At 70.7% G+C, this 15,259-nt stretch carries 11 protein-coding genes; 3 read left to right on the plus strand and 8 right to left on the minus strand.

Features of this window, described 5'->3' with window-relative positions; all coding sequences use genetic code 11:
• Positions 1 to 5: 5 nt before the first annotated feature.
• From F787_RS0108180 to F787_RS0108195, 4 genes are all read right to left on the minus strand, one after another.
• Positions 6 to 4,736, minus strand: a complete 4,731-nt coding sequence (locus F787_RS0108180) for a DEAD/DEAH box helicase (protein WP_028491876.1) — start codon at positions 4,734 to 4,736, stop codon at positions 6 to 8.
• A gap of 283 nt (positions 4,737 to 5,019) precedes the next feature.
• Positions 5,020 to 5,328, minus strand: coding sequence for a hypothetical protein (locus F787_RS0108185; protein WP_019589795.1), 309 nt, complete (start codon positions 5,326 to 5,328; stop codon positions 5,020 to 5,022).
• A gap of 64 nt (positions 5,329 to 5,392) precedes the next feature.
• The gene (locus tag F787_RS0108190) at positions 5,393 to 6,580 is read right to left on the minus strand and encodes an alkaline phosphatase family protein (RefSeq protein ID WP_028491877.1); all 1,188 of its coding nucleotides are present in this window, start codon (positions 6,578 to 6,580) and stop codon (positions 5,393 to 5,395) included.
• Positions 6,580 to 6,903 (minus strand): BolA family transcriptional regulator, encoded by a 324-nt coding sequence (locus F787_RS0108195; RefSeq protein ID WP_028491878.1) that lies wholly within the window; start codon positions 6,901 to 6,903, stop codon positions 6,580 to 6,582. The genes F787_RS0108190 and F787_RS0108195 overlap by 1 nt, the downstream gene beginning before the upstream one ends.
• A 233-nt stretch (positions 6,904 to 7,136) precedes the next feature.
• On the opposite strand from F787_RS0108195, the gene F787_RS0108200 reads away from it, so the two are divergent.
• On the plus strand, positions 7,137 to 7,988 hold the full coding sequence (locus tag F787_RS0108200) for a type II secretion system F family protein (protein ID WP_028491879.1): 852 nt from the start codon (positions 7,137 to 7,139) through the stop codon (positions 7,986 to 7,988).
• A 19-nt stretch (positions 7,989 to 8,007) separates the two neighbouring features.
• Here the strand turns inward: F787_RS0108200 and F787_RS0108205 are convergent, their stop codons facing one another.
• Positions 8,008 to 8,562, minus strand: a complete 555-nt coding sequence (locus F787_RS0108205; RefSeq protein WP_028491880.1) for a glycine cleavage system protein R — start codon at positions 8,560 to 8,562, stop codon at positions 8,008 to 8,010.
• A 134-nt stretch (positions 8,563 to 8,696) separates the two neighbouring features.
• On the opposite strand from F787_RS0108205, the gene F787_RS0108210 reads away from it, so the two are divergent.
• The gene (locus F787_RS0108210) at positions 8,697 to 11,333 is read left to right on the plus strand and encodes a PEP/pyruvate-binding domain-containing protein (protein WP_028491881.1); all 2,637 of its coding nucleotides are present in this window, start codon (positions 8,697 to 8,699) and stop codon (positions 11,331 to 11,333) included.
• Between the two features lie 58 nt (positions 11,334 to 11,391).
• Positions 11,392 to 11,853, plus strand: coding sequence for a UPF0158 family protein (locus F787_RS0108215; protein ID WP_028491882.1), 462 nt, complete (start codon positions 11,392 to 11,394; stop codon positions 11,851 to 11,853).
• Between the two features lie 103 nt (positions 11,854 to 11,956).
• On the opposite strand, the gene F787_RS0108220 is transcribed toward F787_RS0108215, so the two are convergent.
• The 3 genes from F787_RS0108220 to F787_RS0108230 form a co-directional block, all read right to left on the minus strand.
• Positions 11,957 to 12,727 (minus strand): SDR family oxidoreductase, encoded by a 771-nt coding sequence (locus F787_RS0108220; RefSeq protein ID WP_028491883.1) that lies wholly within the window; start codon positions 12,725 to 12,727, stop codon positions 11,957 to 11,959.
• A gap of 59 nt (positions 12,728 to 12,786) precedes the next feature.
• A complete protein-coding gene (gene rhuM / locus F787_RS0108225) occupies positions 12,787 to 13,800 on the minus strand; it encodes a virulence protein RhuM/Fic/DOC family protein (protein WP_028491884.1) in 1,014 nt (337 codons plus the stop codon).
• Between the two features lie 93 nt (positions 13,801 to 13,893).
• Entirely contained in the window at positions 13,894 to 14,715 is an 822-nt protein-coding gene (locus tag F787_RS0108230; protein WP_028491885.1) for a TatD family hydrolase, read from the minus strand.
• Between the last annotated feature and the right edge of the window lie 544 nt (positions 14,716 to 15,259).

A 15,259-nucleotide genomic window follows, 5' to 3' on the forward strand; every position in this document is an offset into this window, starting at 1 on the left:
CGGGGTCACCGCACCGGCCGGGTCGGCTCCAGTCGCAGCCCGCGGACCTCGCCACGGGCCCCGGCGGTCTGCAGGGGTTCGGCCCATGGCGACTGGCGGGCGGGCTGGTCGTTGATCTGTTCCACGGTTACACCCCGACGGCGTGGCAGCCAGGGCCCGGCCATCAGCCCGCGCAGCGCGGCGACAATGCGGTCTTCCCAGTCGGCCGGCTCGATGCGCGTGACATCGGCCGGCCAGATGAACAGCTGCCGCCCGGAGGCTGTGAGATAGATCGCCGGACGCCCGTCCACCAGCGCGACCAGTGCCCCGGCGACACGACGCAGCCGCCGCTGCGCACCGGGGGGCGGCTCGGGCCAGGCGAGCAGCGCGCCCCACGGCTGGGCCGGATCCACGGCCGCCAGCCAGCACACCTCGCCGGCTTCACTGGCTTCACTGGCACCCGGCCCGCTGCACTCCAGCGAACGCAGCCGATCGACCACGCCGGCCCGCGCGAACTGGGCCCCCGTCAGCCCCTCGACGAAATGCCCGCGTCGCAGCTTGCCGGCGTCCTCCATCGCGCGGCACACGGGATAGATGCGCCCGAACCCGCCCGGCGACTCCTCCGCCCGCGCCATCTCGCGACTGACCACGCCGTAGCGCGCGAGCAGCACCTCGGTGCGGTCGCGGGCGCGTTCGGTGATCTCGATGGTCGGGTCCACCAGATCGCTCACCCGCGACCAGCGTCCGCCGGCGATGCCTGCCTGCCCCCGACCCGGACCCCTGCCGGCACCCCGTCCGGCGCCACGTCCGGGCCCCCGGCGGCCGCGCGTCGCGGCGGATCGCCCGCGCTGGCCGAGTCCGCGCAGCGGGGCCACCGTGTCGTTGGTGATCAGGCCGGACCATACGCAGTCCCACAGCGCCGCCTCGATGGCAGCCGCCGGGGCCTCGGGTACCGCCTCGCGCGCTGCGCGCTCGAGCTCCATGTAGAAGCAGGCTCCGCGCCGGTCGAGGGCGTCGAGGATCGCGCGCCTCAGGCGGGCCTCGATGTCGCCGTTACTCCCGGAATCGCCGTCCTCGGCCGATGCGTCCGGGCCCGCGTTCGCGTCGGGCGCCGCGGCCGCTGGTTCCAGCAGCGCCCCGGCCTGTTCCCGCCGCAGGAACATCACCCGCCCGTCGCGCTGGCCCAGCGCCCCGCAGCCGACCCAGACGAAGGCCCCGGTGGCCGTGGCCAGGTCCAGCTGTTCCAGCGAGAAGTCCTGCAGCCGCATCGGCAGCACCTGTCCGGTCCAGGCCGACCAGGGCAGGGCGATGCCCTCCAGCTGCGCCAGCACCTCGTGCAGGGCCTCGGTGCCGCGCCCCGGTTCGGTAACCCCCTGCCACTGCGGCAGGAATCGCCCCAGGGTGCCGGCGTCCACCGCGGCGGCCTCCTCGCGCAGCTGCGCGAGGGTGCGGCGCTTGAGCCGGCGCAGCGCGTCGGTATCGCACCATTCCTCGCCGTGGCCGCCGGGCCGGATCGCCCCGCGCAGCAGGCGCCCGGCCGCTTCCAGCGCCTCCAGTACCGGGCGCACGGCGGCCTCCGGCAGACCGTAGCGGGAGGCGGGCTGCTCCGCGCGGAACGGGCCGCGATTGCGGGCGTAGCGGATCAGCAGCTGTTCCAGCGGCCGCGCCGGCGGTTCCAGAAAGCCGCCCGGCAGCCCCGGCGGCGGCACCACGCCCGCTGCATCGCGGTACAGTGCGGCGTCCTCCGCCGCGATCCAGCGCGGCTCGCCGCCGATGTTCACGCGTACCGCCCGCAGCCCCTCCTGCAGCTGCTGCAGCCACGGCCCGGGAGGCGCCTCGCAGGACGCGGCCAGCTCCGCCTCGCTGCGGTCGCCGAGGCGGCGCAACAGGTCGTGCAGTTCGTCCGGGTCGGTGGCGCGGGTACCCGGCACGGTACGGGCCAGTTCGGCCTCCAGCGCTGCCAGCGCCCCGGGGTCGATCAGCTCGCGCAGTTCGGCCTGGCCCAGCAGTTCCGCCAGCATCCCGCGGTCCAGGGTCAGCGCCTGCGCCTTGCGTTCGGCCACCGGGGCATCCTGCTCGTAGATCCACGCCGCCACCCATGCCGAGACCAGGCTGCGGGCGAATGGCGAGGCGCGCGGCGTCTCCACCTCGTGCACCCGGATCTCGCGCTGCTGCACGCGCCCCAGCAGGTCGCGCAGGGCCTCCATGTCGAACACGTCCGCCAGCAGCTGGCGGTAGGTCTCCAGCACCACGGGGAACTGCGCATGCTGCTGCACCGTGGCCAGCAGCTGCTGGGCCTTCAGGCGCTGGGCCCACAGCGGGGTGCGCTGTCCGGGCCGGTTGCGCACCAGCAGCAGGGCACGGGCGGCGTTTTCGCGGAACAGCGCGGCGAAGCGGCTGGAGCCGGCCGCCTCGCGGGTGACGAGTTCCTCCACCGTGTCCGGGTCGGGAAACAGCGTCGCCGGCTCCGGCAGATCCTCGCGATCCGCCAGGCGCAGCACGATGCCGTCGTCGGTGTACATCACCTGGGCCTCGCCCTCGGCGCTGACGCTCAGCTCCGCCTGCAGGGCCATGGCCCACGGGGCGTGTACCCGCGCGCCGAACGGTGACAGGATGCACACCCGCCAGTCGCCCAGTTCGTCGCGGAAGCGTTCCACCACGATGCGCCGGTCGGAGGGTACCGCGCCGGCGGCCTCCATCTGCTCGCCGATGTACTCCGCGAGCTCGTCGGCGGCGGCCGGTGACAGCGGCGCGTTGCGGCAGAGCCAGTCGCTGCGCGCGGCCGGCTCCAGCCGCGCCAGGGTCTCCGCGGCGGCGCCGATGGCGCGCCCCAGTTCCACCGGACGGCCGGGGCCGTCGCCGTGCCAGAACGGCAGCTTGCCGGCCTCGCCGGGGGCGGGCGAGACCAGCACGCGATCGCGGGTGATCGCCTCCACGTGCCAGGTGCTCGCGCCCAGGGTCAGGTTCTCGCCGGTCTTCAGCTCGAAGACCATCTCCTCGTCCAGTTCGCCGATGCGCGGGCCGCCTTGGCCGGCATGTACCGCGTACAGCCCGCGATCGGGGATGGTTCCGGCGTTCAGGCGGGCGGCCATGGCCGCGCCGCGCCGCGGGGTCAGCTCGTCGCGCGCGCGGTCCCAGGCCAGCCACGGGCGCAGATCCGCCAGTTCGGTCCCGGGCAGGTTGCCGGCGAGCATGTCCAGGGTGGCCTCCAGCAGGCCGCGGCCGAGATCGCGCCATGGTGCGGCCCGGGTGACCACGGCGTGCAGCTCGTCCACCGTGCGCGGCTGCTCGCAGACCATGGCCACCAGCTGCTGGGCCAGTACGTCCAGCGGGCGCCGGGGCATCTGCAGGGGTTCCAGCGCCCCGGCGTGCATGCGCTGGCCGATCACCGCGCATTCCAGCAGATCGCCGCGATAGCGCGGCAGCATGAGCGAGCGCGACACCTGGCCGACCCCGTGGCCGGCGCGTCCGGCCCGCTGCAGCCCGCGCGACACCGCACCCGGCGACTCGACCATGACCACCAGGTCCACGGCCCCCATGTCGATGCCCAGCTCCAGCGAGCTGGTGGCGATGATCCCGCGCAGGTGGCCGGTCTTCAGCCGGCCCTCGATCTCGGCCCGCCGGCCATGCGATACGCTGCCGTGGTGGGCGGCGACCAGGTCCTCCGGGTTGTCCTCGTCGCAGCGCTCCCGCCATGCCTCGTTGATGCGCTGCACCAGGCGTTCGCACAGGCCGCGGCTGTTGACGAACACGATGGTCGAACGATGCGCGAGGATGGCCTCCAGCAGGCGCGGCTCCAGACTGGCCGCGCGCCCGCCCTGCGGTCCGGTGACCGGCGGGCTGCCCGTTGCCTGCCGGCCCGCGCCCTGCTGCCAGGCCTGGCCCAGCAGCGAGCCGCCCGCGATCCGCGGGGCTGCGGAGCGGGTTTTATCGTCGGTTTCGTTCGGGTCCGAGGCCGGGGTCCCGGGATCGGACGCGGACGCCGTCTCCTCCGGAGTGACGATCTCCAGATCCAGCCGCGGCGGTTCGGCGGCATCCACGACCTCCACCTCGCGGTCGCCGCCGAGGAACTGTTGTGCGACCTCGACCGGATGCACCGTGGCGGACAGGCCGATGCGCTGCGGATCCCGCGCGCAGCGTTCGCTCAGGCGTTCCAGCGACAGCGCCAGATGGGCCCCGCGCTTGCTGCCGGCCAGGGCATGCACCTCGTCGACGATTACCGTGTCCACCGTCTCCAGGGTTGCGCCGGCGCGCGAACCCAGCAGGAGGTAAAGCGATTCCGGGGTGGTGACCAGGATGTCGCCCGGTTCGCGTGCCTGACGCCGCCGCTCCGTCTGCGGCGTGTCGCCGGTGCGGATGTCCACGCGCGGGGTGGCGACGGGCCGGCCCTGGCGTGCGGCGGTATGGGTGATCCCGGTCAGCGGCGCGCGCAGGTTGCGTTCCACGTCGGCCGCGAGCGCCTTCAGCGGCGAGACATACAGCACGCGGTAGCCGGGCGTGATTTCGGCTCCGGTGCACTCCGGATCCGGGGCCCATTCCCGGGCCGATTCCGGGGGCGATTCCGGGGGCTGTTCCTCCATCCGCCGATCCAGCGCATCGAGGAACGCCGCCAGGGTCTTGCCGCTGCCGGTGGGGGCGATCAGCAGGGCATGCCGGCCCTCGCGGATGACCGGCCAGCCGGTGCTCTGGATCGCGGTGGGGGTGCCCAGGGCCTCCCGGAACCAGGCATCGGTCGCCGGCCCGAAGGGCGTGGTCATCGAGCGGTGTTTCCCCAGGGAAACACCGATCAATGTGCACGCTCGCGTTGGCACCCCAGGTTTTCCGAGACAAGGCGCGGTGCGCAGCCGGTAGTGGTTCTACCGGCAAGGGCCGCAACGCAGGATCGGGGAACCTGGGGTGCCAACCCCGCAGGGGCTCGGCCGCTTTTGCGCGCGCACGGCGTTGCGACTCCCTTGTGCAGAATGCTGCACGGCAGTCGCCGCGCCTTGTTCGCACGCAAAAGCGACTCGAGCGCGAACGTGGACATTGATCGGCGTTTCCCTAGGCGTGGCCGACGGTGGTGTCGGTGCTGGCGTGGAAGTACTCGCTGTCGTGGGCCAGTTCGTCGACCAGCTCGTGCAGCATGGCCAGGCGGCTCTCGGCATCGGAGAACGGCGAGCACTCCTCGCAGCGCACGTCGCCGCAGGGCTGGCGGCTGTACAGCCAGAAGTGCACCGCGCCGGCCAGCAGACCGTCGGCGACATCGCCGGTGTCGACCGCGTCACCGTCCTCGGCAAGGCGGTTGGCCAGGTCGATCAGGCGGCGCGCGGCGTTGTTGTAGCTCTCTTCGGGGCTGTCGGTCTCGTTCATCTTGTATCGGGCTCGCGTTGGCGTTGGGGCCCGGGAGATCATCTCCGCGGGTCCGCGCCCCAGTTTACCGGGAATTGGCCAGCGACCGAAGGAACAGCGGGATGCGGCGTTCCTCGGGCGAGAGCCCGCCGTGTGCGCCGCGGAAGAACGGGCCTTCGTCATCGGCCGGCGGGTCCACCAGGTAGGCGTCGGCCGCGGGCAGGAGGAGATAGTCACCGGCGCGGGCCCGCAGCTCCGGGTGTTCCGGTCCGGGGCCGAGGGTGGGAGCCGGGGTGTCGCCGGCCATCCAGGCCTCGCGCGGCAGCAGGGCGATATCGTCGCCGAAGGCCTGCGCGACGGCGGCCTCGAACGCGGCCTCGCGGCCTTCGCGCACATGGGCCAGCGCGGCGCGCGGTTCGCCGGTCAGGCGGTGCCGCAGGCAGTCCTGCACCGCCGGGGCCTCGCGCAGGTCGAGGCGGCGTTCTACCGGACGCATGCCGTGGTCGGCGGTGGTCAGCATCACCGCGTCGGTCCCGGCGAGCTGGGCGCAGGTGGCGGTGTAGGCGAGATCCAGCTGCTTCAGGTGCCGCTCCACCTCGGGGCTTTCGGGACCGTATTCGTGGCCGAGGTGATCCAGCTCCGACCAGTAGACGTAGGTGAAATGCGGCCCCGGATGCGCGCGTACATGGGCGGCCACGCGCGCCGGCAGGTCGCTGATGCCGTCGAAGCCGACAAACCCCGCACCCTCGCTCATCATCCGGTTGTAGGGGGCGTGGCCGATCCACTTCGGGCCGATGAAGGTGCTGGGGCATCCGAGGCGGTCGATGATCCGGTCCGGCTGCACCCGGGCGGCGAGTTCGCGATGGTCCAGGCGCGCGGGCTGGTCGTCGGCGCCGCGTTCCTCCGCCATCAGCACCGTCAGGGTGCGCGCTGGTTCGGCCAGCCGGGTGTGCCAGCCCAGCAGGCCGTGGTGCGCCGGGTGCCGGCCGGTAAGGATGCTGGTGATCGCGGTGGCCGTGGTGCTGGGGAACACCGTCTCCAGCGTGGCGTGGTGGTCGGCCTGCATCAGCGGGGTGTGCCGGCGGTAATCCTCGGCGAAGCCGTCGATCAGCCACAGCACCACGTGGGTATCCGGGCCCAGGGCCGGGTCGATGCCGGCCAGGGCACCGGCATGTGCCGGCGCGTCCGGATTGAGGGACGCCTCGATACGTCCCAGCAGGTCCATCAGCCCCGGCCCGTCGTGGCGGGCGCGCAGGCTCTCGGCGACGGACATCAGGCCTTCGCGCCGCCGTCACCGCCCTCGCACGGGGGTGAATCGGCCACCTTGCCCGCGCGCTCGAACCACTGATCCGGGTCCAGGGTATGCAGTGCCAGCGCGTGGATCCCGCCGGCGAGTTCGTCCGCCAGGGTGTGGTTGACCATGCGATGGCGCGCCACCAGCTTCTGGTCACGGAAGGCCTCGGAGACGATGGTGACCTTGAAATGTGATTCCGAGCCCGGCGGCACGTTGTGCATGTGGCTTTCGTTCTCTACCGCCAGATGCACCGGCTCGAACTCCGCCTCCAGTTTGGCGGTGATCTGTTCCTGCATGCTCATGGGAGACTCCTGTTCAGACTCGGCGTGAGGAAGATGGCCCACCAGTCTGCCCGGACAGGCACGGATGTCCAGATCCGCCGCCCGCGGGGCGGGCGTTTCCCAAGGGATGACGCAGCACGGTGGAGGGTTATACTGAGCGGCTTGTTTCTGCTGCCGGGAGCCTTTGATGATACCTGTGATACGTGACACGTGGTCGGGGGTCGACCGGCTGGTTGTGGCCTCTTGCCGCTGAAATGAAACGCGTGCAGAACCTCGACGAGCTGGCAACCCTGCTGGAAGCGGGAGTTGACTGGCAGCGGGCCAGCGGGGTGGTAGGCCTGCCCGCCGGCCGCGCCGACCCGGTGCGCGCGCTGGAGACGGCCGGCTGGATCCGTCCCGAAGAGCGGCCGCTGCTGAAGGCCCTGAAGGTTGCCGGGCGGCTGGACCGGGCCCTGCGACTGCTGGCCGACCGGCTGCATCGCGAGGAGAACACCGAACGACGGATCCGCACCGGATTGCTGCTGCCGGCGCTGCTCTGGGTGGTGGCGCTGGTGCTCGCGCCCCTGCCGGCGCTGTTCCGGGGCGTGCTGGATGGCCCCGGTTACCTGTTCGCCGTGCTTCAGCCGCTGGTGGTGACCGGGTTGCTGGTCTGGGCCGCGTTTCGTTTCTGGCGTCCGCTGCTGCAGGTGTGGCAGCGCTGGTGGCTGCGGCCCGGGCGCCTGCCCGCGGCCGGCCGGCGGCAGGCGCTGTTGCAGGATCTGGGTCTGGTTCTGGGGGCCGGTGTGCCGGCGGATCAGGCCCTGCAGGGCCTGGCCGCGGCGGAAACCGGCGAGCTCCGGCGGCGGCTGAACACGGCGGCGACGGCCTGTGCGGAGGGGCTGCCGTTGGTGGAGGCGCTGCGACGCGAGGCCCTGCTGGACCCCGATCGCGAACCCGGGCTGCTGTCCTCCGGCGAGGCGGCCGGCCGTCTGCCCTCGGTGCTGCAGTACCGCGCCCGCGAGCTGGACGGGCATCTGGCCCTGCGTCGCGAGATCGTGGCCGAATGGCTGCCGCGCGGGGTGTACCTGCTGGTGCTGGTCTACATCGGCTACTGGCTGGTGGTCTGAGCCGGCAGGAGCCGCCGCGTCAGGCCTTCTCCGGCGCTTCGGACTGCGGATCGTGGAGGTCGAGATCGACCATCAGCTCGTTGGCCAGCGCCTCCAGATCATCCTGCAGGGTGTCCAGGTCCACGCCCTCCGGCACCCCGATCCGGGCGCGGGCGCGGAACATCGGCTCGCCGGTCATCGAGGCCGGCTCGACGGCCGTGTCCAGGTTCTCCACGCCCACGCCGTGACGCGACAGCACGGCGGTGATGTCCTGCACGATACCGGGCCGGTCGTGCCCCATCAGGTCCAGCAGCACCTTGTGCCGCGCGGGGACGGGCTCCGGCACCGGCAGGTCGTCGCCCCGCTGGATGTGGATCTGCAGACCCTCGCCTTCCAGCTCCCGCAGCGCGGTCTCCAGGGCGTCGACGCCTGCGGTGTCGGCCTCCAGCATCACCACCCCTGCGAACTGCCCGGCCAGCTGCGCCATGCGGCTCTCCAGCCAGTTACCGCCGGCCTCGTGCGCACGGGCCGCCACCTTGCTGACCAGCCCCGGGCGATCCGGACCGATCAGTGTGAGAATTACCGAAGTCTTCATGGTCGATCTCCTGTCTTCTGGCGCCGCAGCGGATCCTCCATCGTACGGCAAGTCCGGGCTGGCGGGTATCGTGGTGCCGGGGCAGGGCGAACGTGTACATTGAGCCGGATTTCCCCGGGCCGCACGGGCGCACCATGACCACCGATCCGCAGGCGCAGCAGGAAGCCGTCTCCACCGGGCTGGAAGGCCTGGACCGGGTGCTCGACGGGCTGCGCATCGGCGATAACGTGGTCTGGCGGGTCGACGACATCGAGGACTATCGCCGCTTCGTCGAGCCGTTCGTGGCGGCGGCCCGCGCCCAGGACCGCTCCATCATCTATCTGCGCTTCGGCTCCCACCCGCCGCTGGTGGAGGCCGGTCCGGGGATCGAAGTGGTGGCCATCGACGCCCTGCGCGGCTTCGAGCCGTTCACCCGCCACGTCTTCCGCCTGGTCACCGAGTACGGCCGCGGCGCGTTCTATCTGTGCGACTGTCTGTCGGATCTGCTGGATGCCTGGGCCACCGATCACATGGTGGGCAACTTCTTCCGCGCCATCTGCCCGTATCTGTACGAGATGGACACGGTGGCCTGGTTCGCGCTGCATCCGCACAGCCATTCGCATACCACGCTGTCGCGCATCCGCGAGACCACGCAGGTGCTGATCGACGTGCGCCGCGCCGGCGACGCGGTGCACGTGCAGCCGGTGAAGGTATGGCAGCGCAGCTCGCCGACCATGTTCCTGCCACACCGCCAGCGCGGCACGCAGTTCGAGCCGGTGGTGGACAGCAGCGAGGCCACGCGGCTGCAGGCCCTGCTGGAGGAACAGCGCCCCGGCCAGCAGCACGGGCGGCAGCTGCTGGACTACTGGGATCGCCTGTTCCTCGCCGCCTCCGATGCGCTGGCGGAGGGGACGCCGGCGGCCGACCGCGCCCGGGTACAGGACGAGATCCTGCGGGTGCTGATCGGCCGCGACGAGCGCATGCTGGAACTGGCGCGGCGCCACCTCGGTCTGGAGGAGCTGCTGGCGATCCGCAGCCGCATGGTCGGCAGCGGCTACATCGGCGGCAAGGCCGCGGGCATGCTGCTGGCGCGGCGCATCCTGCTCGCGCAGGACCCGCAGCGCTGGGGGCGGGCACTGGAACCCCACGACTCGCACTTCATCGGCGCGGACGTGTACTACGCCTATCTGGTGCATAACGGCTGGTGGCCGCGGCTGATGCGCCAGCGCACTGCGGAGGGCTATTTCGACGAGGCGCACGGCCTGCGCGAGGACATGCTGCACGGCGAGATCCCGCCGGAGGTGCGCCGCGAGCTGGAGCGGGTGCTCGACCACTACGGGCAGTACCCGATCCTGGTGCGCTCCAGCAGCCTTCTGGAAGACGGCTTCGGCAACGCCTTTGCCGGCAAGTACGAGAGCGTGTTCTGCGTGAACCAGGGCAGTCCGGGCGAGCGTCTGGCGCAGCTGGAGGACGCCATCCGCCGGGTCTATGCCTCGACCATGAGCGACGACGCGCTGAGCTATCGCCACCAGCGCGGCCTGATGGATCAGGAAGAACCCATGGCGCTGCTGCTGCAGCGGGTCAACGGCCGCTACCACGGGCGCCACTACCTGCCGGAGGCCGCCGGGGTCGGGGTCTCGTGGAACACCTTCGTCTGGGACGGCGCGCTGGACCCGTCCGCCGGGATGCTGCGCCTGGTGCTGGGGCTGGGCACCCGCGCGGTGGACCGGGTCGCGCGTGACCATGCCTGCGTAGTGGCGCTGGACCAGCCCGAGCGGCGGCCGTTTCACAGCCGGGACGAGTTGTACCGCTACTCGCAGCACGCCGCCGATGTGCTCGACATCGAGGCCAACCGCGAGGCTGCCGTCCCCGTCCAGCAACTGGCCGGGACCGCACCGGACCTGCCGCTGAACCTGCTCGGCGAGATCGACCGCGAGGCCGGCCGTCGCGCCCGCGAGCAGGGGCGCGAGGAGCGCCTGTGGCGGGTGACCTTCACCCCGCTGCTGCAGCGCACCGGCTTCGCTCCGCTGATGCGCGACCTGCTCAAGACCCTGGAGGCCGCCTATGCCCACCCGGTGGACGTCGAGTTCACCGTGCATCTCGACGCCGACGGCAACGCCGGCGTGAACCTGGTGCAGTGCCGGCCGCTCGCCACCCTGGGCAGCGACCGGCCGGTGGAACTGCCCGGGCAGGTCGACCCGCAACGACTGTTGTTCGCCAGCCAGGGCCGTTTCATGGGCGGCAATCTGGACCTGGCCATCGAGCGCGTCATCCGCGTGGACGGCGCACGCTACGCGGTGCTTTCCCGCCCGCAGAAATACGCCGTGGCCCGCCTGGTTGGTGCCCTCAACCGCCAGTACGCCCGTCCCGAAGACTGCGCCACGCTCCTCATCGGCCCCGGCCGCTGGGGCACCAGCACCCCCGAACTGGGCGTGCCCGTGCGCTTCGCCGACATCGACCGCGTGCGCATGCTGGTGGAGGTAGCCGACTCCGACGCCGGCATCGTCCCCGACCTCTCATTCGGCAGCCACTTCTTCCAGGACCTGGTGGAGGCGCGGATCGCCTACGCCGCGCTGTTTCCCGCCGAACCGGGTTGCGAGTACCACCCCGCCTGGCTCGACGCGTGCCCGGCGCACACGCCCGAGGTCGACCCCGAGGTGGCCCTCGGCGAGCCCGTGGACCCCGCCGTACGCGCCACCGTGCAGGTGCACGACACCCGCGACGCCGCCCTGCGGCTGGTCGCCGATGTGGTGCAGCAGCGCCTGCTCGCCTGTCAGCCCGGCAATCGCTAAAATCCGCCGAGCCCCGACGTGTGAAGACGATGTGGACTGCTGTGCAGAGGAGGTCGCGATGCCGCTCCCGGTGGTGTTGAAGGACGTCCTGGAACAGGTGGATCCGCTCACGGATGGCTGGCAGACCTATGTCCACCGGGCGACCGGTGAGGTGGTGGGCTTCAGCGATGAAGACGAGATCCTGGCCGAGGAAGATCCGGAGGAGCTTCCGGAGTGGCAGCAGGAGGTGCTGCAGACGGTACGGGCCGTACATGCTTCGGATGACTATGTGCGGCTTCCCGACCCGTTCGACTTTGACGAGTACGGGGTGATGGATCAGTTCTGCCGTCTGCAGGAAGACCCGGACCTGCGCTCCGAACTGCTGGAGGCCATCCGGGGTCGCGGTGCGTTCCGCCGGTTCAAGGACCTGATCCATGACAGGGGGGTCGATCAGGACTGGTATGCCTGTCGCGACGAGGCGCTGAAGGCGTTTCTCGCCGATTTTTTCGAGGCGGAGGGTATCCCTTTCGTCGACGAGTAGGCGCAGTGCCTCGCACTGTCCGGGAAAGGGTTTGCGGAAGGGTCTCCCGTTCCGCGGCGGACCCGGTGCGTGATGTGTGGCGGCCAGTGGCGATCCAGGGGCGTTAGTCGTGGTAGAGCATGCGCCGGGTCATGCCGCCGTCGGCGGTCCAGATCTGGCCGGTGACGAAGCCGGCGTCGGGGCCGAGCAGGAAGGCGGCGAGGGCCGCGATGTCGGCGGGCTGGCCGACGCGCCCGGCCGGATGCTGGGTGTGGTCCTGTGCGGACAGCGGCTCGGCCTGTTGCTGTTCGGGGCTGCGGGTGTCGATCCAGCCGGGGCGGATGGCGTTGACGCGGACCTCCGGGCCGGCGCTGACGGCCAGGGCGTGGGTGAAGGCGTCCAGTCCGCCCTTGCTGGCGGCGTAGGCCTCGGTGTCCGGCTCGGACTGCAGGGCGCGGGTGGAGCTGATGTTGACGATGGCGCCCCGGCGGCGGCGCAGCAGGGGCAGGGCGTGCTTGCCGAGCAGGAAGGCGCCGGTGAGGTTGGTATCCAGCCAGCGCTGCCAGTCGGCCAGGTCCAGCCCTTCCAGTGGACCGGAGTGCGGGTCGCTGATGCCGGCGTTGTTCACCAGGGCATCCAGGCCGCCGTGCCATTCCTCCGTGCGCCGGATGGCCTCGCGGACCTGTTCCTCGTCGCGGACATCCAGCGCGATGGCGCGGGCGGCGGGGCCCAGGCGCGTGGCGACCTGTTCGCATTCGGGGCCGTCGATATCGGCCAGCACCACCTGCCAGCCATCCCGCACCAGGCGCTCGGCGATCCCGAGCCCGATCCCGCGCGCCGCGCCGGTGACCAGCGCGACCCGAGAGTGACTTTGATGGGGTGTGTGCTCAGCCATGGAAAGTCACCGGTCAGCTTTGCTGCCCACGGATAGGGTGCTACGCGTGGCGACGTGGGTCATGTGGGGTCGGTCTCGTGCGCGAGCATGTTCATGATCAGGCGGATCATCGTTTCCTTGTTGTCGGGGTCGGATTCCGCCACCAGCAGGGTCAGGGCGGCCAGGCCAACATCGTTGATCACGGGCTCGCCGGCTGGGCTGATGAGGCGGTGATTGCGATGCAGGAAGTCGACGAACAGGTAGGCAGCGCTGCGTTTGTTGCCGTCGGAGAACGGGTGGTTCTTGATCACGAAATACAGCAGGTGCGCAGCCCTGGACTCGACCGTAGGGTAGGCCGGTTCGCCGAATACGGACTGGTCCAGGTTGCCCAGTAGCGAGTCCAGCCCCTCGCCGCGTTCCTGGGCGAACAGTTCCGTCGCCTGGCCTTTTGCCATCAGGTCTTCTTTGAGCGCGGCCAGGGCTTCGCGCGCTTCGCCGGTTGTCGGCAGTGTGCCTCCGGTCTCGGCGTTGGGCTCGGTCAGGAGGCCTTCGTCGTAGCGCTGCAGCAGGAGGAAGGTCTGGGCGTAGCGGGTCACGATGTCGACCAGCCCGCGACCGGCTTCGACGCCCAGTTCCGGGCTGCGGGCGGTCCGGCGCACCAGTTCCAGTGCGGCTTTCAGCTCCCGGGCGTTGGTTTCGAATCGCTGGCGGTTGAGGGTCCAGCCGCGCGTCAGGTGTTCGCGCAGTACGCGAGTGGCCCATTGGCGGAAGCGCACAGCACGGCGGGAGTTGACCCGGTAGCCGACCGAGATGATGGCGTCGAGGTTGTAGTGCTTGATGCGTCGTGAGACCTGGCGAGCGCCTTCCTGTCGAAGTACCGAGGAATCCTCGGTAGTTGACGGTTCATCGAGTTCGTCGTCTTTGTAGATGTTCTTCAGATGCAGACCGACGTTGTCGGTTGACGTGTCGAAGAGCTCGGCCATCTGCCGCTGCGTCAACCAAACGGTATCGCGTCCGGTGTCCAGTCGGACTTCCACGATGTGGTCGGCATCATCTTCGTAGATGACGATCGGGGTTTCGTCTTCCCGGGTCATGTCGGCTCCTCTTCCCTGAGGGGGTGCTGTTTTATAACTTTTTCCTGGCTGTGTTTCCTGTCACCAGCTGGCCGGGTGGATGCTCTCACCGTGTTACTCGCCTGATGCCGGCGGGAGGTTGTAGAAGGCGCGGGCGGTGGCGGTGGTGTGGGCGGCGAGGTCTTCCGGGGTCTCGTCGCGCAGCTGGGCCACGAATTCGCCGATGTGGGGGAGGAAGGCGGGCTCGTTGCGCCGGCCGTTGCCGATCTTCTTGCCGGTGCCCTTGGGCAGGGTGCGCGGCAGGAGGTAGGGGGCGTCGGTCTCGATCATCAGGCGACCGCGCGGGATGGTCGGCACCAGCGGGTGCAGGTGCTTGCCGCGGCGCTCGTCGCAGACCCACCCGGTGATGCCGATGTGGCAGTCGAGGTCGAGGTATTCGGCCAGGGCGTCGGCCTCGCCGGTGAAGCAGTGCACCACGGCGGCCGGCACCTTGTCGCGCCAGCGGCGCAGGATCTGCGCGAAGTCGTGGTGGGCGTCGCGTTCGTGCAGGAACACCGGCAGGCCGAGATCGGCGGCCAGTTCCAGCTGGGCCTCGAAGGCGATGCGCTGCTGCGGGCGCGGCGAGTGGTCGCGGTTGTAGTCCAGCCCCATCTCGCCCATGGCGACGACGTTGGCGTCCGCGCGGGCGAGGTCACTGAACCGCGCGGCGATCGCGTCGGTCCACTGCTTTGCCAGGTGCGGATGCACGCCCAGGGTGGCGCGGCAGCAGTCCGGGTACTGGTCGGCGATCTCCAGGCATTTCTCGCTCTGGTGGGCGTCGGCGCCGGTGATCAGCATCCAGGACACGCCGGCCTCGCGCGCGCGTTCGAGCACCTCGTCGCGTTCCTTGTTGAAGGATTCGTGGGTCAGGTTGAAGCAGATATCGATCCATTCCATGCGCGGTATGCTAACGGATTGGACGCACAGTGCCAGTTCCCCGGCTGCGTCATTGCGAGGCGCCGAAGGCGGTGAAGCAATCTCCTGCGGCTGGCAGTGCGGTGGGTTCGAGGGCTCCGGTGGTTTCGGGCCGGCAGATTGCTTCGTCGCTGCGCTCCTCGCAATGACGGGGAGCGGGGCGCAATGACGGGGGATACAGTCGGGCTTCGCAATGACGGGGAAAGAAGGACTGTCATGGCGAGGAGCGCAGCGACGTGGCACAAAAGCGCGAAGCGCGTTGAACGGCCGCAGGCCGGCCCGGAGGGCGAGCGCAGCGAGTAATCTCTGTGAGGGCCCCGGCGTTGCAATGACGGCACCGGCGTCCGGGTATGGGCCGGGGCAGCGGCGGCGTGTTAAGGAAACACGGAGAAATATACACGTTCGCGTTGGCACCCCGGGTTTTCCGAGACAAGGCGCGTCGTGCAACGGGTAGTGGTTCTACCCGCAAGCGACGCAACGCCGGATCGGGGAACCCGGGGCGCCAACCCCGAAGGGGCTCGGCCGC

It is taken from the genome of Thioalkalivibrio sp. ALE19, from assembly GCF_000428605.1.
Lineage (GTDB): Bacteria > Pseudomonadota > Gammaproteobacteria > Ectothiorhodospirales > Ectothiorhodospiraceae > Thioalkalivibrio.